The 24,526-nt window shown below is 71.9% G+C and carries 1 protein-coding gene; it reads left to right on the top strand.

All coding sequences use genetic code 11. The features are described from left to right. The first annotated feature begins 29 nt into the window (after nt 1-29). A complete protein-coding gene (locus ACQ5DX_RS21210; RefSeq protein ID WP_430334452.1) occupies nt 30-24,512 on the top strand; it encodes a non-ribosomal peptide synthase/polyketide synthase in 24,483 nt (8,160 codons plus the stop codon). The last annotated feature ends 14 nt before the right edge of the window (nt 24,513-24,526 follow it).

The following is a 24,526-nucleotide window of genomic DNA, read 5'->3' as shown; positions in this document are numbered from 1 at the left end:
GGCGAACCCGACCTCTCTGGGGGCGATACGTGGACTCCGCAGAACCATCGGAACGTCGTCCCGAATCTCGCATTGCCGAATCGACCGGATCCAGATTCCCGCTGTCGGAGGCACAGCGTGCCCTGTGGTTCGCGCAGCAACTCCTGCCCGACGTCCCGCTCTTCATAGCGCAGTACGTCGAGATCGATGGTCCCCTCGACATCGACCTCCTGCGCGCCGCGAACGTCCGTGCGGCCGGTGAGTTCCAGTCGCCGTTTCTGCGGGTCGTCACGGTCGGCGGCGAGCCGCAGCAATACGTCGATCCAGCACGCGACACTTCGATCAGACTCATGGATCTGCGCGCCGAGCGCGACCCGGTCGGTGCCGCGCAGGAGTGGATGCGGCGTGAGATGGCGACCCCGATCGATCTGTCCGTCGACCGGCTGGTCGAGACCGCGATACTCCAGATCGGTGATCGACATTTCCTGTGGTACAGCCGAAGTCACCACATCGCACTCGACGGTTTCGGGGCCGCGACCATGCTCTACCGCATTGCCGACCTCTACACCGCGGCGCTCGCGGGACGCGAGCCCGATCCTCCGGGTGCGGTCGACCTGCGCGCGCTTCTCGACATCGACGATCGATACCGCGGGTCCAGCCGCCACCAGGCAGACCGGCAGTATTGGGCGGAAACGCTTTCCGACGTGCGGGGAATCGCGCTGACGGAGTCGACGGCGCCCCCGGTCGCCGAGAGCCGACTCGCGAGCGGGGCACTCTCGGCCCGGACGGTCCGTGCACTTGAGCGGGCGGAGGGGCAGGAGGCGACGGGGGCATCGGCGGCCGCGCGGATCATCGCCGCGTTCGCGTGCTACCTGAGCCGGATGACGGGCCGGCGGGACGCGCTGGTGAACATCCCGGTCTCGGCCCGAACCACGGCGCTGCTACGCCGCTCCGGCGGAATGACCGTCAATCTCCTCCCGCTGCCCGTGGAGGTCGGCGGCGACGACACCGTCGCCGGGCTGTCGGACAGAGTTCAGCTCGAACTCGTTGCCGCGCTGCGACATCAGCGCTGCAGCCGCGCCGACATCCTGCGTGACATCGGCGCGGAGCCGTCGGCGCCGATCGTGAACGTGATGTTCTTCCATCCGGAGATCGTGATGGGCGACCTCCGGACCGAGTTCCGCATCCTCACGTCCGGTCCGGTCGACGACCTGCTGGTCAATGTCTACCAATCCGGAACGCCGGCACAGACGTTCGTCGATTTCCGGGCGAATCCGCACCGGTACGGTGCGGGCGAGCAGCGGGCCTTCCACCGGCTGTTCGTCAACCTGCTCGAGGAGTTCGTCGCCGCCGATCCGCAGACGCCGCTGGCCGACCTGCGCGCGGCCGCCTCGCCGCCGAGCCCACACGTGGCGGCGGAGGCCGAGTCGGTCACGGTCGGAGAGACGCCCGTGTCCGGGGGAGTCGACGGAGCCCGCTCCGCGGCCGCGCCGTCGGAGCAGGAGTCCGAGATCGAGCGGGCGATCGCCGACACGTTCGCGGCCGTCCTCGCCACCGGCCGTCGGGTCGGCCCCCAGGACAGCTTCTTCGACCTGGGCGGCGACTCCCTCGTGGCGACCAAGGTCGTGGCCCGGCTGAACACCACGCTGCACGTGGCGCTGACCGTGCGCCACCTGTTCGAGCTGCCCACCGTGCGCCGGCTGGCGGGGTACGTCGCGTCGGCGATCGGCGAAGACGGAACCTCGGCGCGCGCCGCCGGTCCACCCGCACCCACACGACGCGACCGCCCCGGCCGGTTGCCGCTGTCGGCGGCGCAGCAACGCATGTGGTTCGTCGACCAACTCGACACGGCGTCACCGGTCTACAACATCCCCTTCGCGGTGACGCTGACCGGGCGGCTCGATCCGGACGCGCTGCAGGCGGCGCTCGCCGACGTCGTCGAGCGGCACGAGACACTGCGGACGATCTTCCCGTGTGACGCCGACGGACCGCGTCAGGTGATCGTCCCCGCCGGCGACGCCGTGCCGGATCTCCGGCCGGTCGACGTCGACCGGAGCGATCTGTGGGACGCGGTGCGTGCCGAGACCGCGGTGGGATTCGACGTGCGTGAGCAGCTTCCCCTGCGCATCAAGCTCTTCCGAACCGCACCCGGCGAGCACGTGCTCGCCGTCGTCGCGCACCACATCGCCGCGGACGGACAATCCATGGTGCCGCTCGCACGCGACGTGATGGTCGCGTACGCCGCGCGCCGCGACGGCTCGGCGCCCCGATGGGATCCGCTGCCGCTGCAGTACGCGGACTACGCACTGTGGCAGGCGGAGATGCTCGGCGACCCGGACGACGCCGACTCGGTCGCCGCCCGCGGATTGCACTACTGGACCACGCGATTGGCCGACCTGCCGCCGGTCGTCACGCTCCCTCTCGACCGCCCGCGTCCGCCCGTGATGTCCCCGGCCGGGGACGCGGTCCCGTTCGTCGTCGCCCCCGACGTCCACCGTCGTCTGGTCGGTCTCGCCCGTGCGCGTGACTGCACGTTGTTCATGTTGCTGCACACCGCTTTCGCCGTGCTGCTGTCCCGGCTCGGAGCCGGTCGAGACATCGCGATCGGCACCCCGGTGGCCGGGCGTGCGACGCCCGAACTGGACGACCTGGTGGGCATGTTCGTCAACACGCTGGTCCTGCGTACCGAGGTCGATCCGGGGGTCTCGTTCATCGATCTGCTCGACCACGTGCGGGAGATCGATCTCGAGGCGCTCGCCAACGCCGAATTGCCGTTCGAACGGCTCGTCGAGGAGCTGGCAACCGAGCGCTCGCCCGCGCACCTGCCTCTCGTCCAGGTGCTGCTCGAGTTGCAGAACACCGAGGCCGACTCGGTGGAACTGCCGGGCCTGGACGCCGACGTGACCGAGGTGGATTCGGCCGTCGCGAAGTTCGAGCTGCAGCTGAGCGTGCGCGAGCGGGTCGACGAGTCGGGCGCGCCGGCCGGCCTGACGGCGGCCATGCGCTTCGCTACCGACCTGTTCGACCGGGACACGGTCGCCCGCTTCGTCGAGCGGTTCGTCAGGGTCCTGACGACCGTCGCTGCGAGCGGGGACGCCGTCGTCGGGGACGTCAGGGTCACCGACGATCCGGAACGTGCACTGTCGGCCCGCCGGGCCGACCGGGTCGGAGTGGCTGCCACGCTGCCGGACCGGCTGGCCCGGGCATCGGCGGTGCATCCCGATGCGACCGCCGTGGTCGCCGGGCCCGAGCGGATCACGTATCGCACGCTCGCCGAACGATCGAACCGGTTGTCGCGGTGGCTGATCGACCGCGGCATCGGGGCGGAGGACCGGGTCGCGGTCGCGATGTCCCGGTCGGTGAACCTGCCGGTGGTGCTCGCCGGGGTGGTCGGCGCCGGCGCCGCGTACGTCCCGGTCGACGTGGACTACCCCGACGAGCGGATCGCCTTCGTGCTCGATGATTCGGCGCCCGCGTGCGTGCTCGCCGACGCAATCGGCGCGCGGCGGTTGGCCCCGGTGGCGCACCCGGTTCCGGTGGTGGACCTCGACGACCCGGTGGTGGGGGCCGACGTCGCCACGCGATCGCCGGGCCCGGTGACCGGCGCGGATCGGCCGTATCTGCAACCCGATGCGATCGCCTACGTCATCTACACGTCCGGATCGACCGGGCGCCCCAAGGGTGTCGCGGTGCCGCACCGCAGCGTCACCACGCTGCTCGAGCGGGCAGCGCCGCTGTTCGGGTTCGACGCAACAGACGTGTGGACGATGTTCCACTCGTACGCCTTCGACTTCGCGGTGTGGGAGCTGTGGGGATGCCTGCTGCACGGTGGCACGGTCGTGATGGTCGACCACGACACGGCGCGATCCCCCCGGGACTTCCTCCGGCTGCTGCGCAGCGAACGGGTGACGGTCCTCGACCAGACCCCGAGTGCCTTCCGACAACTGGCCGAGGCCGACCGACAGGCCGCAGAGGACACCGAGAATGTCGGCGACAGCGGACCGACGGCGCTGCGGCACATCGTCTTCGGCGGCGAGGCACTGGATCCCGCGCACCTGTCCACGTGGTTCGCGCGGCACCCACCCTCGTCGCCGCGATTGACGAACATGTACGGCATCACGGAGACGTGCGTCCACGTCACGTACGACCGGCTGGTCCCGGCCGCGAACGACCCGGCTCGGGCCGGGTCGATCGGCACCCCGCTGCCGGGGCTCGCGGTGCGGGTCCTCGACCCCCGGCTGCACCCGGTGCCGCCCGGCGTGACGGGCGAGCTGTACGTCTCCGGCGCGCAGTTGTCGCGCGGGTACCTCGACCGACCCGGGCTCACCTCCGCCCGGTTTGTGGCCGACCCCTTCGACCCCGGCGGCCGGATGTACCGGACCGGGGACCTCGGCACCTGGACGGCCGACGGGACACTCCGGTTCGCGGGACGGTCCGACTTCCAGGTGCAGGTCCGCGGTTACCGGGTGGAGCTGGGGGAGGTGGAGTCGGCGTTGACCGCGGCGCCGGGGGTGGCGTCGGCCGTCGCGATCGCCGACGAGGGGCCGGCCGGCACCCGGATCCTCGGCTACGTGGTGCCCGTGTCCCGGAGCGTCGATCCGGACTTCGTGAAGGACGCAGCGGCGCAGATTCTTCCGAGCTACATGGTGCCGTCGGCGATCGTCGTCCTCGACCGGCTGCCGACCACCGTCCACGGCAAACTCGACCGCGCCGCGCTGCCGTTACCGGAGGCCGGGGATCGGCCGATCGAGGCACCCGCCACCCCGATCGAGGAGGCGGTGGCCGCCACCGTCGGCGAACTGCTCGGCATCGAGCGCGTCGGCGCCGACGCGGACTTCTTCGCGCTCGGTGGCAACTCGCTCGTCGCGGCGCAACTGGCCGCGAGGATCGGTGACGTCCTCGGTGTCGGGCTCGGCGTCCGGGACGTGTTCGACGAGCCCACGGTGTCGGGCCTCGCGCGGCGCGCCACCGAGACCGCCGGCGCCGCACGACCCCCGCTGGTGGCGCGACCGCGGCCCGAGCGCGTTCCGCTGTCTCCTGCACAGCAACGCATCTGGTTCATCAACCAGTTCGACACCGCCTCACCGGCATACAACATCACCGTATCGCTGCGGTTGTTCGGAGCACTCGACGAGCCGGCCCTGCTCGCCGCGGTCGCGGACGTCGCGGCGCGGCACGAATCGCTGCGCACGACCTACCCGCTCGACGACCACGGCCCGCGGCAGCAGATCCTGCCGGTCGGGTCGGTGGACACCGTCGTCGAGGTCGTCGACGTCGAGAACGAGGACGACCTGCGACGCCGCGCGCACGCGCTGATGGCCGAGGGGTTCGACGTGACGGAGCGGATCCCGTTGCGGGCGGTCCTGTTCCGGACCTCCGCCACCGAGCACGTTCTGACGATCGTCCTCCATCACATCCTGGCCGACGGGTTCTCGCTCACCCCGCTGGCACGTGATCTCGCGGCCGCGTACACCGCCAGGCACGACGCCACGCCGCCGGTGTGGCCGACGCTCGACGTCCAGTACGCGGATTACGCACTGTGGCAGAACGATTGGCTGGGCGAGGCGACGGACCCGAACTCCCCGTCGGCCCGCCAGCTCGCCTACTGGACCGAGGCACTGGCGGACTTGCCCGACGTGCTCGCCCTGCCCGTGGACCATCCGCGCCCCGACGTGCGCTCGCAGCGCGGCGACCGCGTCGAGTTCGAGGTTCCCGCCGACCTGCACCGGCGCGTCGTCCGCCTCGCCCGCGAGCGCGGCGTGAGCGTGTTCATGGTGGTGCATGCGGCGCTCGCGGTGCTGCTGTCGCGGCTCGCCGGCAGCGACGACATCGCCGTCGGCACCCCGATCGCGGGTCGCGGATCGGCGGTGCTCGACGACATGGTCGGCATGTTCGTCAACACGCTGGTGCTGCGCTGCGACGTGTCCGGGTGCTCGTTCGCGGGTCTGCTGGACAGGGTCCGGGACGCCGACCTGGGCGCCTTCATGCACGCCGACGTCTCGTTCGAGCGGGTCGTCGAGGCGGTGGATCCGCCCCGGTCGACGGCCCATTCGCCGCTGTTCCAGGTGATGCTCGAGTTCCGCACCGTCACGCATCCGGGTCTCGATCTGCCCGGTCTGCGGGTGCAACCGCTCGAGCGAGCGGGCGGAGCGGTCGATTTCGACCTGCAGCTGAGCGTGGCCGAGGAATTCGACGACGACGGTGCGCCCGCCGGGATGTCCGCCGGGTTGATCTTCGCGACCGATCTGTTCGAGGCGGAATCCATCCGACGGTTCGCCGGACGCTTCGTGCGGATCCTGCAGGCGGCGACGGCGTCGCCCGACACCCTCGTGGCCGACGTCGACGTCCTGGACCCGACCGAGCGGGCGGCACTGTTCCCGGTTCGGGGCGATCCGGTGATCGCGCCGCGCACGCTCGCCGAACTGCTGGCTGGCGCCGCGCGAGCGGATCCGGCGCGGCCCGCGATCCGCTACGACGGCGCGGACATCACCTACGGCGAACTCGATCGGTCGTCGAACAGGCTGGCCCGCAGGATGATCGGTGCGGGCATCGGCCCCGGATCGGTGGTGGCGCTGGGCATGGCGCGGTGCCCCGAACTCCTGGTGGGACTGTGGGCGGCGGCGAAGGCGGGTGCGGCGTTCGTGCCGGTGGACCCGGCCCACCCACCCGACCGGATCGAGCTGATGCTCGGCGACTCCGGTGCCGCGCTGGGCCTCACCAGCGGGGCGTCCCGCGGTTCCTTCCCCGACGGCATTCCGTGGTGGGTGCTCGACGAGAACCGTTCCGATGCAGGGTTGTCCGATCGACCGATCCGGGACGCCGAACGGGCGGCGCCCCTGCACCCGGAGCACGTCGCCTACCTCATCTACACTTCCGGATCCACCGGCATCCCCAAGGGCGTCGCCGTCACCCATCGGGGGCTCGCGAGTTTCGCGGCGGATCTACACGAGCGCTGCCGGCCCACCCCGGAGTCCCGCGTCCTCCAGGTCACGTCGCCCAGCTTCGACGTGTCCGTGCTCGAACTTCTGCTCGCGGTCGGGGCGGGCGCGACGATGGTGATCGCCCCACCCGCCGTGTACGGCGGCGAGGAGTTGCGCGATCTGCTGTCGTCCGAGCGGGTGACGCACTGCGTCATGACGCCGACCGCGCTGGCCATGACCCCGACGGCGTCGGACGGCGACGATTCCGGAGGCCTCGACCATCTCGGGTGCGTGCTCGCGGCCGGCGAGGCGTTGCCACCCGACGTCGTCGATCGCTGGGCGCCCGGCCGCGTGATGCTCAACGCGTACGGGCCGACCGAGACCACCGTCATCGGGACGACCAGCGCCCCGCTGGCGCCCGGGACCGCCGCGCCGATCGGCGGCCCGATCCGCGGTTTCCACGCGTTGGTGCTCGACGACCGGCTTCGGCCCGTTCCGGTCGGTACGCCCGGCGAGTTGTACCTCGCGGGTCCCGGGCTGGCCCGCGGCTACCACCGTCGGCCGTCGCTGACCGCGGCCCGGTTCGTGGCCGACCCCAGCGGGACCGGCGAGTGCATGTACCGCACGGGTGACCGGGTGCGGTGGAGCGACATCGGGACGCTGGAGTATCTCGGGCGCGGCGACCGACAGATCAAGCTCCACGGGTACCGGATCGAACTCGGCGAGATCGAGGCGGTGCTGACGCAGCACCCGGACGTCGGGCACGCCGTGGTCGACGTCCGCCACGTGGGCCGGATCGGCGACCGCTTGGTCGCCTACGTCGTCCCGGCCGCCGGCGCCGACGTCGACACCGCGGACCTGCACGCCGCCGCCGCGACCCGGCTGCCGTCGTACATGGTGCCGTCCCACATCACGGTGCTCTCCCGGATGCCGGTGACGGTGCACGGCAAGATCGATCGCGGGCGGCTACCGGAACCGGAGTTCGGCACCGAGATTTCGCGGAGTCGGTCGCCGGCCACCGACGTCGAGCGGACGCTGGCCCGCGTGTTCGCGGATGTACTGGGGCGCGAGACGGTGGGCGTCGACGATTCGTTCTTCGACCTGGGCGGCGACAGCATCATGTCGATCCAACTGGTCGCGCGGGCGAAGACGGCCGGGGTGTCCGTGACGCCGCGAGAGGTGTTCGACCGTCGCACCGTCGCTGGTCTGGCCGCGGTTGCGGTCTCGAACGAGGAAGCGGCCGAGAAGCTTCCGGAGTTCGCCGACGGTGGCGTGGGGGAGGTTCCGCGGACACCGATCCTCTCGTGGCTGCTGCGCCGCGCGGAAGGACGGATCGATCGTTTCGCACAGTCGGTGCTGCTGAACCTCCCGCACGATCTCCGGGAGCAGGATCTCGTGGATGCGGCGCGGGCGGTTCTGGACCGGCACGACATGCTGCGGGCCCGGCTCGTGGGCGACGAATCCGGCTGGCGGATGGAGGTTCTCCCGGTCGGCGCCGTCGACGCCCGCGACGTACTCACCCGCTGTGCGGTGCGCGGCTTCGACGAGAGGTTCGACACGTGCGCGGCCGCGCAGCTGGATGCGGCGGCCGACCGACTGGATCCCGCGGTGGGCCGGATGGTTCGACTCGTGTGGTTCGACGGACCGCGCGGCACCGGCCGTCTGCTGATCGTCATCCACCACACCGTGGTCGACGGGGTGTCGTGGCGGGTGATCGTGCCCGATCTCGCCGCGGCGTGGGCGCAGGCCGCCGAGGGCCGGCGTCCCGTGCTGGATCCGGTCGGCACGTCGATGCGGAGGTGGGCGTACGCCCTCCATGACGCCGTCCCGGCCAGGACCGCCGAAAAGTCGTTGTGGGAGAACATTGTCGCCACGACCGACGCACCGGTCGGCCGCCGTGCGCTCGACCCGGAGCGGGACGTGTACGCGACGACGGACGTGATTCGGATCGCCGTGCCGGCCGCCGACACGGCGGCACTGCTCACGGATCTTCCCGCCGCGATCCACGGCAGCGCCCAGGACGTCCTGCTCACCGCGCTCGCGATGGCGCTTTCGCGGTGGGGTGCCGAACGCGGCCGCGACGACGGTCCCGCGCTGCTCGGGATCGAGCAGCACGGTCGCGAGGAAGGTGCCGTCGCGGGAGCCGACCTGAGCCGGACGGTGGGCTGGTTCACCACGATCCACCCGGTGCGGCCCGATCTTTCGGGGATCGACGTCGACGACGCCTACGCCGGTGGGCCCGCCGCGGGCGCCGCCGTCAAGCGCGTCAAGGAACACCTGCGGGCGGTCCCCGATCACGGCATCGGGTACGGACTGCTCACCGAACTCGACGGCGACGAGGGACGTCGGCTGTGCACCTCGCCGCAGATCGTTCTGAACTATCTCGGCCGTCTCGCCGGCCCGGACGGCGACCGCGCGGAATCCGTTCCGTGGATGCCGGTGTCGGCCGGCGGGCTCGGGGGCACCCAGGACCCGGACATGCCGGTGACCGCCGCGGTCGACATCTCCGCGGGGGTGGGCGCCGCGCCCGACGGTGCGGTGCTGCAGGCGTCGTGGACTTATCCGACCGGGGTGCTCGACCGCGCCGACGTCTCCCGGCTCGCGGACCTGTGGCTGGGCGCGCTGCGCGGACTGGCGGTATACGCGGGCACGCCCGACGCCGGCGGGCTGACACCGTCGGACCTGCATCTCGTCCGCCTCGACCAGCACGGGATCGACGTGCTCGAGGCGGGCCGACGCGGTGTGGTGGACGTGTGGCCGGTGAGCCCGCTGCAGGCGGGACTGCTGTTCCACGCGCACCTGGCCGCGGACACGGCGGACGCGTACGTGGTCCAGCTCGTGATCGAGCTGCGGGGCGAACCGATCCGAGACCGGCTGCGGGACGCGGGTCGAACGCTGCTCGACCGCCATCCCAACCTTCGTGCCTGCTTCGTCGACGACGTCGACGGCGCGACGCTGCAGGTGATCGAGTCGGACGTGTCGGTGCCGTGGCGCGAGGTGGACCTGTCGGGCGACGAGCCGGACGGCGTCGAGCGTCGGTGGGAGGACCTACTCGCCGACGACCAGGGCGTGCCCTTCGTGATGGACCAGGCACCGCTGCTGCGTTTCACGCTGGTGCACGTCGGACGCGGATCGTATCGGCTGCTGCTGACGCATCATCACATCCTGCTCGACGGCTGGTCGACACCGCTTCTGCTGCAACGACTCCTGACGCTGTACGCGACCGGGTGCGACGCGAGCGCCCTGCCTCCGGCCGGCGACTACCGCGACTACCTGGCATGGCTGGCGACCCGCGACCGCGACGCCGCCCTCGCGGCCTGGGGTCGCTCGCTTGCCGGCGTCGAGGATGCGACGCTGCTCGCCGCGCCGGACGCGGCGGAGCGCGGCGGCGAATCGCGCACCGTGGAACTGGCTCTGAGTCAACCCGCCACCACGGCGCTGACCCGCGTCGCCCACGGCCATGGTGTCACCCCCAACACCGTCGTCCAGGTGGCGTGGGCGTTGGTCCTCGGAGTGCTCACCGGGCGAACGGATGTCGTGTTCGGGGCGACCGTGTCGGGCCGGCCCCCGGACGTACCGGGAATCGAGTCGGCGATCGGGCTCTTCATCAACACCCTGCCGGTGCGGGTCCGGTTGGATCCACGTGAAACCGTGGGGGAGTTGCTGCAACGCGTGCAGCGCGAGCAGACGGAACTCATGGACCATCACCACACCGGTCTCGTGGACATCCAGCAGGCGGTCGGTCCCGGCGCGGTGTTCGACACCCTGACAGTGTTCGAGTCCTACCCGGTGGACCGATCCGCGCTGGAGACCGGCACGGATGTTGCGGGGCTCTCCGTGGTCGCGGTGCGCGGGCACGACGCCACGCACTACCCCTTGACCCTGATGGCCGGGCTCGCCGACCGCCTGCACGTGACGTTGAAGTACCGAACCGGTGCCTTCGACGCCGCCCGGGTCGAATCGCTCGGGCAGCGACTGCAATTCGCGCTCGTCCAGATGATCGACGACGAACGACCGATCGCGGACGTCGATCTGCTGTCGGCGTCCGAGCGTGCGGCCGCCGTCGTGCGCGGCGCCGACCCGTCGCGGCCGCGGCTGCTCCCGCAGATCCTGCGCGCCGGCGCCGCATCGAATCCGGGTGGCCTCGCCGTCGAGGCGTCCGACGCACGCCTGACGTACCGGGACCTAGACGAGCGGTCGAACCGGCTCGCACGGTTGCTGATCGGTGCGGGCACCGGACCGGGCGACGTCGTGGCGTGTGCGCTGCCCCGCTCGGCGGCATCGGTGCTCGCGGTGTGGGCGGTCGCGAAGACAGGTGCGGCGTTCGTCCCCGTCGATCCCACCTATCCGCGCGAGCGGATCGAGCACATGCTGGCCGACTCCGGGGCAACCGTCGGCGTGACGTCGGCATCGGCTCGGACCGCCCTGCCGGACACGGTTTGCTGGCTGGTGCCGGGCGACCTGGGTGCCGGCGACGGCGCGGTGTCCGGGGCCACGGTCACCGACCGCGACCGGACCCGGCCCGTGCGCGTCGACGACGTCGCGTACCTGATCTACACGTCGGGCTCGACGGGACGACCCAAGGGCGTGGCCGTCACCCACCGCGGCCTGGCGAGCCTGCTGGACGAGCAGCACAGCCGCTACCCCGTCCCGAGTTCGGCGCGGTGTCTGCATATCTGCTCCCCGAGCTTCGACGTCGCGCTGCTCGAGTTGCTGCAGGCGGGCGCGGCCGGGGCCACTCTCGTCGTCGCGCCGCCGGACGTGTTCGGCGGGACGCCGCTGGCCGAATTGTTGGCCGCCGAGCGGATCACGCACGCCTGCATCACCCCCGCGGCGCTCGCCACCGTCGAACCGGAACGCCTCGACGCGCTGGCGGTCCTCGTGGTCGCCGGCGACGCCGTCGGGACGGAACTCGTCGCGGCCTGGGCGCCGGGCCGCACCATGCTCGACGGCTACGGGCCGACGGAGTCGACCGTGCTCACCACGATCAGCGCACCGCTCGTGCCCGGTGCGGACATTCCGATCGGAACCCCGGTCCGGGGAACGAACCTGTCGGTGCTCGACGCCTTCCTGCGTCCCGTCCCTGCGGGGGTACCCGGCGAGTTGTACGTGGCGGGCATCGGCACCGCCCGTGGCTACCATCGGCGGCCGGCCCTGACCTCCGGAAGTTTCGTGGCCTGTCCCGTCGGGGCGCCCGGGGAACGCATGTACCGCACCGGCGACATCGTGCGCAGACGGCCCGACGGTGCGCTGGACTATCTGGGGCGCACCGACTTCCAGATGAAGGTGCGGGGCTTCCGGATCGAGCTCGGAGAGATCGAGGCCGTGCTGGTGGAGCACCCGGCGGTGGCCCACGCCGTCACCGTCGCCCGGCGGCGCCGTGCGGGCGGCGACCCGCTGCTCGTGTCGTACGTGGTGCTGTCCGGCGACCGCGGCGTGGACAGCGCGGAGCTCACCGAGTTCGCGGCCCGGCGGCTGCCCGCCCACATGCTGCCGAACACGATCGTGGTCCTCGACGACCTCCCGCTCACCCCGGTCGGGAAGCTCGACCGCGACGCGCTGCCCGAGCCCGATTTCGCGTCGACGGCACCGAGATTCCGGGCCCCGAGCACGCCCGCCGAGGAACGGGTGGCGGCGGTGTTCGCGGATGTCATCGGCGCCCGACGGGTGGGGGTGGACGACAACTTCTTCGAGCTCGGCGGGAACTCGCTGAGCGCGACGCGGGCGGTCGCGCGGATCAACCGCGCGCTCGGTGTGCGGATCGACGTGCACGACCTGTTCGAGTGCGGGACCGCGGGGCGACTCGCGGCCCGGGCGGGCCGGACGCGCGGCGAGGTTGCGGCACGGCCGGGGGCCGCGGTGCGACCGGAACGAATACCGCTGTCGTGGGCACAGGAGCGGATGTGGTTCATCGACCAGTTCGAGCCCGCATCGGCCACCTACAACGTCCCGATGGTGCTGCGCCTGACGGGGACGCTCGACGCCGCGGCACTGCGCGCCGCGCTCGTCGACGTGGTGCGGCGGCAGGAGTCGTTGCGGACGGTGTTCCCGTCGTCTCCTTCGGGCCCGTCCCAGGTGACCGTCCCGGTGGACGACGTCGTGGGCGACCTCGCGCCGGAACCCGTGCGGTCCGCCGACCTCGACGCCCGGATCGCCGAACTGATCACCGCAGGATTCGACGTCGCCCGGGAAGTCCCGGTGCGGGTGCGGGTCCTGCGGCTCGAAACCGACGTCCACGTGCTGGTGCTGGTGGTCCATCACATTGTCGCCGACGGCTTCTCGATCGGCCCGCTCGCCCGCGACGTCGCGACCGCCTACGCGGCGCGGGCCGCGGGCCGCGCGCCCGACTGGGCTCCCCTCCGTGTGCAGTACGCCGACTATGCGCTGTGGCAGCGGCAGGCCCTCGGCGATCCCGCCGATCCGTCGTCGCGGCTCGCCCGCGAGGAGTCGTACTGGCTCGACCGGTTGGCCGGCGCGCCGCCGGTGACGACGCTGCCGCTCGATCGTCCACGAGGCGTCCGGCGGTCGACCCGCGGTGGACGCGTGCCGCTCCGGGTGGGCGAAGACGTGCGCCGGGCGCTGGCCTCGCTTGCCGGCCGGCATGATTCGACCATCTTCATGGTGGTGCACGCGGCCCTGGCGGTGCTGCTGTCCCGGATCGGACAGGACCGCGACATAGTGGTGGGCACACCGGTGGCCGGGCGCGGTGAGGCCGAACTGGACGACGTCGTCGGCATGTTCGTGAACACGCTCGCCCTCCGCACCGAGATCGATCCGGCCGCCCCGTTCACGAGCGTCCTCGACCACGTCCGCGGGGTCGACGTCGACGCGTTCGCGCACGCGGACCTGCCGTTCGAGCGACTGATCGTCCGCTCCGGCGCCGCCCGCAACACGTCCTACGCCCCGCTGTTCCAGGTGCTGCTCGAGTACCGGAACGTCGAAGCGCCCCGGGGTCCGCTGCCGGGGCTCACGGTCGAGTCCCTCGATGTCGACACCGGGGAGGCGAAGTTCGACCTGCAGTTCGGGATCGGCGAGTCGGCCGACGAATCCGGTGCGCCGAACGGACTGTCCGGTGAGATCGCCTTCGCGACCGACGTGTTCGACGACACGACCGTGGCCGCGCTGGCCACCATGCTGTCCCGGCTGCTCGCGGCCGTCGCGTCCGATCCGTCGATTCCGGTGGGCGACATCGAGTTGACCGAGCAGCGCGTCACGTCCGCGGAACCGGTGGCCGTCGGCGGCACCCTGACCGACCTGTTCGCCGCCGCGGCGGCCACGGCACCCGGCGCCGTGGCGGTCGTCGGCGGTGACGTCCGGATTACCTACCGGGACCTCGACGAGCGATCGAACCGGTTGGCGCGCTGGCTGATCGACCGCGGTATCGGCGAGGAGTCGGTGGTGGCCGTCGCGATGGCGCGGTCGGTGGACCTGGTCACCACCCTGGTGGGGATCGTCCGGGCCGGTGCGGCCTACCTGCCGGTGGACCCGAGTTACCCACTCGAACGCATCGGTCTCGTCGTCGAGGATGCGCGGGCGGTGTGCGTCCTGACCGACGGCGCCTCGGCCGACCGGATCACGGATGCCGCCCTGCCCGAGGACGTTCCGGTGGTCCGACTCGATGCGCCGGACGTCCGCGCGCGGATCAGCGTATGCCCGGCGGGGCCCGTCACCGACGCCGAGCGCACCCGCCCACTACGCCCCGACTCGGCGGCCTACGTGATCTACACGTCCGGATCGACCGGGCGACCCAAGGGCGTCGTCGTCACCCACCGCAACGTCGTGACCCTGCTGACCGGTGCCCGGGACGTCCTCGGCTTCGACCACACCGACGTGTGGACGATGTTCCACTCCTACGCGTTCGACTTCGCGGTCTGGGAAGTTTGGGGCGCCATCGGATTCGGTGGACGCGTCGTGGTCGTCGACCACGACACCGCGCGGTCGCCGGACGATCTGCTGAACCTGCTGTGCTCCGAGTCGGTGACGCTGCTCAGCCAGACGCCCTCGGCGTTCTACCAACTGGCCCGAGCCGACGCCGGGGCCGGACGCGATCTTCCGCTGCGCCGGGTGGTGTTCGGCGGCGAGGCGCTCGACGCGGCGCGGCTGGCCGACTGGGTGGACCGCCGCGGCGACGACCGCCCCCAGCTGATCAACATGTTCGGAATCACCGAGACGTGCGTGCACGTCACGTGGCACCGGATCACCGCCGCCGAGGTCGGTGCCGCCCGGACCGCGGGCTCGGTGATCGGTGCGACGCTCCCCGGGATCGGTCTGCGGGTCCTCGACGATCGACTGCACCCGGTGCCGGTGGGCGTCGTGGGCGAGCTGTACGTGTCGGGCCCGCAGGTGGCGCGGGGCTACCGGTACCGGCCGGACCTGACGGCGTCGCGGTTCGTGGCCGATCCGTTCGCCCCGTCGCAGCGGATGTACCGTTCGGGAGACCGGGTCCGGTGGACCGGGACCGGCGACCTCGAGTACCTGGGGCGCACGGACTTCCAGGTGCAGGTGCGGGGCTTCCGGGTGGAGCCGGGCGAGGTGGAGGCCGTGCTGGTCGCGGTGCCGGGCATCGAATCGGCGGTGGTGCTCGCCCGCGAAGAATCCGCCGGCGCGTCCCGCCTGCTCGGGTACGTCGTCCCGGCGAGGGGAGCGTCGGTCACCGCCGAGACCGTGACCGCGACGGCCGCGCAACGGTTGCCGTCGTACATGGTGCCGTCCGCCGTGACGGTGCTCGCGGAGTTTCCCCTGACCCCGAACGGCAAGATCGACCGCGCCGCACTGCCGGACCCGCGGGTCGTCGGCGGGCAGGGCCGCCCGCCCGCGACCGACGTCGAGCGCATCCTCGCCGATCTGTTCGCGGACGTGCTCGGCGCCCCGACGGTGGGGGTCGACGACTCGTTCTTCGGGCTCGGCGGCGACTCGATCATGTCCATCCAGGTGGTCTCGCGCGCGAAGACCGCCGGGGTGGCGATCACCCCGCGCGACGTGTTCGAGTGCCGCACCGTCGCCCGGCTCGCCGACGTGGCCACCCGAGTCGACCGGCACGGCGTCGAACCGCTGCCGGAACTGCCGGGCGGCGGTGTCGGCGACGTCGTGACGACCCCCATCGTCAGCTGGCTCGCGGAGCGCTCCGGCGACTTCGGCCGATACGCGCAGTCGGTGCTGCTGGACGTGCCACCCGACCTCGATCCCACGGCCCTGGCCGCGGGTGCCGCTGCGGTGCTCGACCGCCACGACATGCTGCGGGCGCTGCTGCGCCGCGACGAGCGCTCCCGCACCGGCTGGCGGGTGACGGTGCGGCCTCCCGGTGCGGTCGACGCCGGGTCCCTCGTGCGGTCGCTCCCGGTCGCGTCGGTGCACGGCCCGGACTTCACCCGGCTTGCGCGCGGCGCACTGGACGCGGCCGCGGACCGGCTGGACCCGTTCTCCGGCAGCATGATCCAGCTCGTGTGGTTCACCGCGTCCGACGGCGCTCGGCTGCTGGTCGTCGCCCACCACCTGGCGATCGACGGGGTGTCCTGGCGGATCCTGGTCCCGGACCTCGCCGCCGCGTGCACCCGGGCCGGCGCGGGGGAGGACCCGGCACTCGAACCGGTCGGCACGTCGATGCGGACGTGGGCGGACGGGCTCGCGTCCGCGGCCCGGGACCGGGACGGCGAACTCGGGCTGTGGCGGTCCATGACCGATCCGGCGGGGCCGTGCCTCGGTGCGCGCCGACTGGATCCACGGGTCGACGTCGGCGCCACCGCCGACCGGGTCGAGGTCGAGCTTCCGGCCGCGGTCACCCGCGGGCTCACCACGACCGTCCCCCGTGTCTTCCACGGCTCCGTCGACGACGGCCTGCTGGCGGCGCTGGCGCTCGCGGTGGTGCGGTGGCGTCGCGAACGCGGCGTCGACGTCGACACCATGTCGGTCGCGCTGGAGGGGCACGGCCGGGAGGACCAGGTGCTACCCGGCGCCGACCTGACCCGCACCGTCGGCTGGTTCACATCGCTGTATCCCGTGCGGTTCGACCTGTCGGGCATCGACGTCGACTCCGCGCTGTCCGGCGCCGCACCCGCCGGCACGGTGACCAAGACCGTCAAGGAGACGCTGCGGTCGATCCCCGACCACGGCATCGGATTCGGGCTGCTCCGCTATCTGAACGACGACACGCGGCCCGAGCTGGCTGCCCGGCCGCTCCCGGAGGTCAGCTTCAACTACCTCGGCCGGTTCGACGGCGGCGCGGAGGCGAGCGCGGGCGGAACATGGCTTCCCGTGGACGATTCCGGGCTGCGGGGGGTGGTCGCACCCGACCTGGCGGCGCCCGCGGTGATCGACGTCAACGCCGCCACCGTGCCCGGACCGGACGGACCGCGGATCGCTGCCACGTGGGACTACCCGCGCGGGATCCTCACCTCCGGCGAGGTGGAGCGGCTGGCGCAGTGGTGGATTCGTGCCGCCGAGGCGCTCGTCGAACACGCGGGCACTCCCGACGCGGGCGGGCTGACGCCGTCGGACCTGGACCTGGTCGGGTTCGACCAGCCGGCGATCGACCGCCTGGAACACCGGTACCCCGGCCTGCGCGACGTGTGGCCGCTCTCGCCGACGCAGCGCGGCATGCTGTTCCACGCGGAACTGTCGGCGGCCGAGCAGGGCGCCGCCGACGCCTACCTGGTGCAGCTGATCCTGACACTCGACGGCACGGTGGACGTGGCGCGGTTGCGGCGGGCCGGACGGACACTGCTCGACCGGCACCCGAACCTACGCGTGGCCTTCGCCCACGGAGCGGGCGGCGAGATCGTGCAGGTGGTGCAGGACGTGGTGGACCTGCCGTGGAGCGAGGTGGACCTCGACGGACTCGGCGAGCCCGACGCGGACGCGCGTTTCACCGGATTGCTGGACGCGGACCGCGCGACACCGTTCGACGTCGCGCACGCGCCGTTGGTACGAATCATGCTGGTGCACATGCTCGGCGGAGTGGGCCGACTGGTGTTCACCAGTCATCACGTGCTGTTCGACGGCTGGTCGACACCGCTGCTGCTCGAGGAACTGTTCACGCTGTATGCCACCGACGGCGACACGTCCGGATTGCCGCCGGTGGTCTCGTACCGCCGCTATCTGCGGTGGCTCACGGCCCGGGACGAGGCTGCCGCGTTGCGGGCCTGGACGGACGCCGTTGCCGGGGCAGACGATCCCACGCTGATCACGACCGAGTTGGCGACGACGGACCGGTACACCGAGTCCCGCGATCTGACCTACCGGCTCGACGCCGAAGCGACCGATCGGCTGCGCGACCTGAGCCGGGACCGGGGCGTCACGCTGAGCACCCTCGTGCAGTCGGCGTGGGGGATCGTGCTGGGACTGTTGACGGGTCGCGACGACGTCGTGTTCGGCGCGACCGTCTCCGGGCGCCCGCCGGACCTCCCCGGCGTCGAGACCGCCGTCGGCCTGTTCATCAACACCGTTCCGGTGCGGATTCGCCTGAATCCCTACGAGACTCTGGGCGAACTGCTCGACCGGGTCCAAGCCGAACAGACGGCACTGCTCGACCACCACTACGTGGGGCTCGTCGACATCCAGCGGGCCGCCGGGCCGGGCGCGGTGTTCGACACGCTGACCGTTTTCGAGTCGTACCCGGCTCGTGGCAGCGCGGGCACGGAGGTGGACGGTTTCCGGATCGCGGGTGTCGAGGCCCGCGACTCCGCGCACTACCCGCTCAGTGTCGTCGCGTCCGCCACCGACCGGTTGCGGGTGACGATGAAGTTCCGTCCCGATCTGCTCGAGCAGCCGTGGGTCGCCGACATCGCCGAGCGCCTGCTGCGGGTTCTGCGCGCCTTTGCCGACGAGCCGGACCGCCGCCTCGCCGGGCTCGACCTCCTCACCGACACCGAGCGACGCGAATTCGCCCCGGTCGGTACGTGTCCCGGGTCGGCGCCGCGCACACTCGCCTCGATATTCGACGCCGCCGCGGCACGGGATCCCGAGGCCCTCGCGCTCATCGGTGACGGGCGGGAGGTGACCTACGGAGAACTCGACGGCCGGTCCAACCGGCTGGCGCGGCAGCTCGCCGGTCTGGGCATCGGTCCGGAATCTACAGTGGTACTAGGTATTCCACGTTCGGTCGAATCGGTCCTCACCGTGTGGGCGGTGGCCCGGACCGGGGCCGCGTTCGTCCCGGTCGACCCGGACTACCCACCCGAGCGGGTCACGAACATGCTCGACGACTGCGGCGCCGACATCGGCGTCACCACACGCGCGCACCGGTCCCGGTTGCCCGACCGGGTGCGCTGGCTGGTGCTCGACGACCTCGACTTCGTGCGCGCCTGCGAGGCACGGTCGTCGGCCCCGGTGACCGATCGCGACCGCACCGCCCCGATCCGCATTGACCACCCCGCGTACCTGATCTACACCTCGGGTTCCACGGGGCGCCCCAAGGCGGTCACGGTCACCCATCGCGGGCTCGCCAACTACGCGGACGTCCAGCGGGCGCGCAGCGGCGTCACCGCCGACGCGCGGACCCTGCACTTCTCGTCCCCCAGCTTCGACGTCTCGCTCCTCGAGTACCTGCTGTGCTTCGCGGCCGCCGCGACGATGGTGCTCGTTCCGCGCACCGTCTACGGCGGCACCGAACTGACTGCGGTCCTGCGTAAGCAGCGGGTGACGCACGCCTTCATCACCCCCGCCGCGCTCGCGTCGGTCGACCCCTCGGGCCTCGACGACCTCGAGTGCGTGCTGATCGGCGGCGAGTCGTGGCAACAGGAACTCGCCACCGACTGGCTGACGCAGTGCCGCGTGCTGAACGTGTACGGGCCCACCGAGACCACCATCGTCGTCAACATCGAGGAGTACACCGGGCAGCCGTGTCTGACGATGGGCGGGCCGATCCCGGGTATCGCCGAGACGGTGCTGGACGGCCGCCTGCAGCCGGTGCCGGCCGACGTCGAGGGTGACGTGTACATCTCGGGACCGGGGCTCGCCCGCGGCTACCACCGGCGCCCCGGACTGACTGCCGCGCGGTTCGTCGCGAACCCCTTCGGCGGGCCCGGTGAACGCATGTACCGCACTGGCGACGTCGGCGCGTGGACCCCCGACGGCAGGCTCGGGTACCGGGGCCGCAGCGACTTCCAGGTCAAGATCCGTGGATTCCGGATAGAGCTCGGGGAGATCGACGCCGTACTCACCTCGCACCCCGACGTGCGCTTCGCGGCCACACTGGGGCGGCGCGGACCGGGCGGTGACACGGTGCTCGTCAGCTACGTCGCTGCGGCCCCGGGGTGCACCGTCACCGTCGACGGCCTCCGCGCGCGGCTGGCGGAACTTCTCCCCGAGTACATGGTGCCCGCGGCCGTCGAGGTGATCGACACCATCCCGCTGACACCGGTCGGCAAGCTCGATCGACGCGCGCTGCCCGAGCCTGAATTCGGCACAGCGCCAACGGTCTTCCGGGCGCCGACGAACCCGGTGGAGGAGGCTGTGACGGAGGTCTTCGCCGACGTCCTCGGTGCCGACCGGGTGGGTGCCGCCGACAACTTCTTCGATCTGGGCGGCAACTCGCTGTCCGCGACCCGCGCCGTCGCCCGGCTGGGTGAGGCCCTCGGCATCGATCTCGGGGTGCGCGCGTTGTTCGAGGCACCCACCGCTGTCGCGCTGGCCGAGCGGATCGAGCACGAGGGCGCCGGGCCGTCCGGTCGGCCCGTCCTCGAGCCTGCCGAGCGCCCGGCCCGGGTGCCGCTGTCGGCGGCGCAGCAACGGATGTGGTTCATCAACCAGTACGACCCGTCCTCCGCGGCATACAACGTGCCGATGGTGATCCGACTCGGTGGTGCCCTGGACACGGCAGCTCTCGCCGCCGCGGTGCTCGACGTCATCGACCGGCACGAGGCGTTGCGTACCGCGTTCCCGATCGGTGACGCCGGACCGGTGCAGGACGTCCGCGCATCCGCGGGCCCCGGAATCGTCCTTCAACCGATCCCCGTCGCGGAGTCCGAGCTGCGCGACCGCGTACGTGCCGTCGCGACCACCGGATTCGATGTGACCGAAGAGGTTCCGGTACGAGGGGAACTGTTCGCGATCGACCCGGACACCCACGTCCTGGTGCTCGTCGCCCACCATATCCTGATCGACGGATACTCCGCGGGGCCGCTCGCGACGGACCTGATGCGCGCGTACGCGGCCCGGGCCGCCGGGCATCGCCCGGACTGGGCGGCATTGCCGGTGCAGTACGCCGACTACACCCTGTGGCAGCGGGACCTGCTCGGTGATGCCGACGACCCGCGGTCGCTGTTGGCGCGACAGCTCGCGTACTGGACCCGGACGCTGTCCGGCGCGCCGGACCTGTTGGGGCTGCCCACGGACCGGCCGCGCCCGATCCAACAGTCGTTCCGCGGCGGGCGGGTCGAGTTCATGATCGACGCGGACCTGCACCGTCGACTCCAGTTGTTCGCCCGCGGTCGCGCTGCGAGCCTGTTCATGGCGATCCACGCGGGTCTCGCGGTCGTGCTCAGCCGCCTCGGCGACACCGACGACATCGTCATCGGGACGCCGATCGCCGGCCGTGGCGAGCGCATCCTCGACAACCTCGTCGGCATGTTCGTCGGCACCCTGGCACTGCGCACGAGGATCGATGCACGGCAGTCGTTCGCGCAGTTGGTGGATCTGGTGCGGGAGATCGATCTGGGTGCCTTCGGTCATGCCGACGTGCCGTTCGAGCGGGTGGTGGAGGAACTCGCCCCCGCCCGATCTACCGCGTACTCGCCGCTGTTCCAGGTGGCCCTCGAGTTCCAGGACGGCGTCGGCACCCGGCTCGCGCTGCCGGGATTGAGCCTGGAAGGCATGTCGGCGGGTGCCGAGATGATCAAGGGGGATCTCGAGGTCGTCGTCACGGAGCAGTTCGACGAGGCCGGTGCATCCGCCGGCATCGCCGGCGAAATCGCCTTCGCGACCGACCTGTTCGATCCGGAGACCGTGCGCGGCTTCGCGGAGCGCTTCGTGCGGATCCTCGAGTCCGCGCTCGTCGACCCCGAGCGGGCCGTCGGTGATCTCGAGATCCTCGCCGCCGGTGAACTGACCGGACTCGCTCCGGCGCGGGGCGGGCCGGAGGCGGCACCGGTGATGCTGACCGATCTGCTCGCATCGGCGGCAGCGCGCGATCCCGCCGCGGTGGCCGTCACGTACGACGGCACCCCGACGGCCTACGGCGCACTCGATGCGCACTCGAACAGGCTGGCGCGCTACCTGATCGGACTGGGGGCGGGGCCCGAAACGTACGTGGCGCTCGGTCTGTCCCGCTCGCCGGACTCGGTGCTGGCGCTGTGGGCGGTCGCCAAGACCGGAGCGGCGTTCGTGCCCGTCGACCCAGACTATCCGTCGGCGCGGATCACGCTGATGCTCACCGATTCCGGTGCGGCGCTGGGTGTGACGGCCCGGGGGTGCCGCGAGAGGCTGCCCGACGCGGTCGACTGGACGGTGCTCGACGAGCCCGCGACGGCCGCCGCGATCGACGCCCTGTCGTCCGCCCCGGTGACCGCCGCGGATCTGATCGGCCCCGTGCACGCGGACCACCCCGCATACCTGATCTACACGTCGGGTTCGACCGGAACCCCCAAGGGCGTCGTGCTGACCCACCGTGGGCTCGCGAATCTCGCCATCGAGGAACGTGACCACCTGGCGGTGGTCCCCGGTGCCCGGACCCTGCACTTCGCGTCGCCCAGCTTCGATGCCGCGGTCTTCGAAACCGTGATGGCGCTCAGCGCCGGCGCCACGATGGTCGTCGTCCCCACCGGCGTCTACGGCGGTACCGAGCTGGGCTCGCTGCTCGAAACGAACCGGGTGACACACGGATTCGTGACGCCGACCACGCTCGCGTCGGTGGACCCGGTGGGCCAGGACTCGCTGCGGACACTCGTCGTCGCCGGGGAGCCGTGTCCGCCCGAGCTGGCGGCGCGCTGGGCGCCCGGGCGCACGATGCTCAACGCGTACGGCCCCACCGAGACGACCATCATGGCCAACATCAGCGCCCCGATGCGCCCCGGCGAGCCGGTCACCTTCGGCGGCCCGATCCGCGGCGTCACCGAACTGGTGCTGGACGCGTGCCTGCATCCCGTGCCCCGCGGCGTGGTCGGCGAGCTCTACATCGCGGGACCGGCGCTGGCGCGGGGATACCACGGCCGCCCGGGCCTCACCGCGTCCAGCTTCGTCGCGAACCCGTGGGGCCGCCCCGGCGAACGGCTCTACCGCACAGGAGATCTGGTGCGCTGGCGGTCGGACGGAACGATCGAGTACATCGGCCGAAGCGACTTCCAGGTCAAGGTGCGCGGGTTCCGGATCGAACCGGGGGAGATCGACGCGGTGCTCACCGCGCAGCCGGACGTCGGGTTCTCCGTGACCCTCGCGCGACCCGGCCCGGCCGGCAACATGCTGCTCTGCTCGTACGTCCGTACCGACGACGCCGGCGTTCGCTCCGACGACCTTCGTCGCGCCGTCGCGCGGACCCTCCCGGCGTACATGGTGCCCGCGTCCGTCACCGTCCTGGACCGCATCCCACTGACCCCGACCGGCAAGCTGGACCGCGACGCGCTGCCCGAACCGGCATTCCTGTCGTCCGCGTCCGCGGTGTCCCGCGACCCCGACGGCCCGGTCGAGTCGGCGGTGGTGCAGTCGTTCACCGACGTGCTGGGCGTCGGACGGGTCGGGGTGGACGACAGCTTCTTCGACCTCGGTGGAACGTCGCTGTCGGCGACCAGGGTGGTGGCCGATCTGCGGACGCGGCTCGGCTCGACCGTCCCGCTGCAGGCGCTCTTCCTCGATCCGACACCGGCCGGGCTGGCCGGACGGATCACCGCGGTCGCGCCCGCCGGGATCGACGAGGCCCTGGCTACGCGGATCACGCTGCGCGCGAGTGGCTCGGGCCGACCGCTGTTCTGCGTCCACCCCGGGATCGGACTGTCGTGGGGTTACGGCGGACTGCTGCGATATCTGCCCGCGGACCGTCCGGTGTTCGGGCTGCAGTTGCCGGCGATCGCCGGCGGATCGCGGCACTCCTCGATCGAGGACCTGGCCGCCCGGTACGTCGACGAGATGGTCGCGGCCGCGCCCGGCGGGCCCTACGACCTGCTCGGCTGGTCACTCGGCGGGGTCCTCGCACATGCGATGGCGGTCGAGTTGCAGCGTCGCGGGCTCGCGGTCGGGACGCTCGCGGTCATGGACGCCTACCCCGACGACGGCTCCGCTCCGCTGCTGGACCGCCTCGACCTGGTGGAGCTACTGCGCGGGCTGGGGCTCGACGTGGCCACCGCACAGGATCTCACCTACGAGACCGCGGCCCGAATGTTCAACGACCACTTCGGGATACCGGACGGCATCACCGCCGAGCACCTCGAGCGCATCAACGAGGGCTACGCGAACTCGCGGCTGCTGGTGCACCGCTTCGTCCCGGAGGTTTTCGACGGCAACCTGCTGGCGTTCCCCGCGGCCGGTGACCGGGACGGGGAGCGCCGGTCGCCGCAGGAGTGGCGGCGGATCGTCACCGGCGGCATCGACGAGTGTCCCGTCGACTGCGATCACAACGACATGGTCGAGCCCGACTCCCTCGCGGTGATCGGGCCCGTGCTCGCCGCGTACCTCGCCAGAGGCGGGTGACCTGCGGGCCGACG

It is taken from the genome of Rhodococcus sp. ACT016 (genome assembly GCF_050477185.1).
Classification (GTDB): domain Bacteria; phylum Actinomycetota; class Actinomycetes; order Mycobacteriales; family Mycobacteriaceae; genus Prescottella.
Note: the sequence above shows the minus strand (reverse complement) of the source record. Positions and strands in the feature narration are given on the sequence as shown.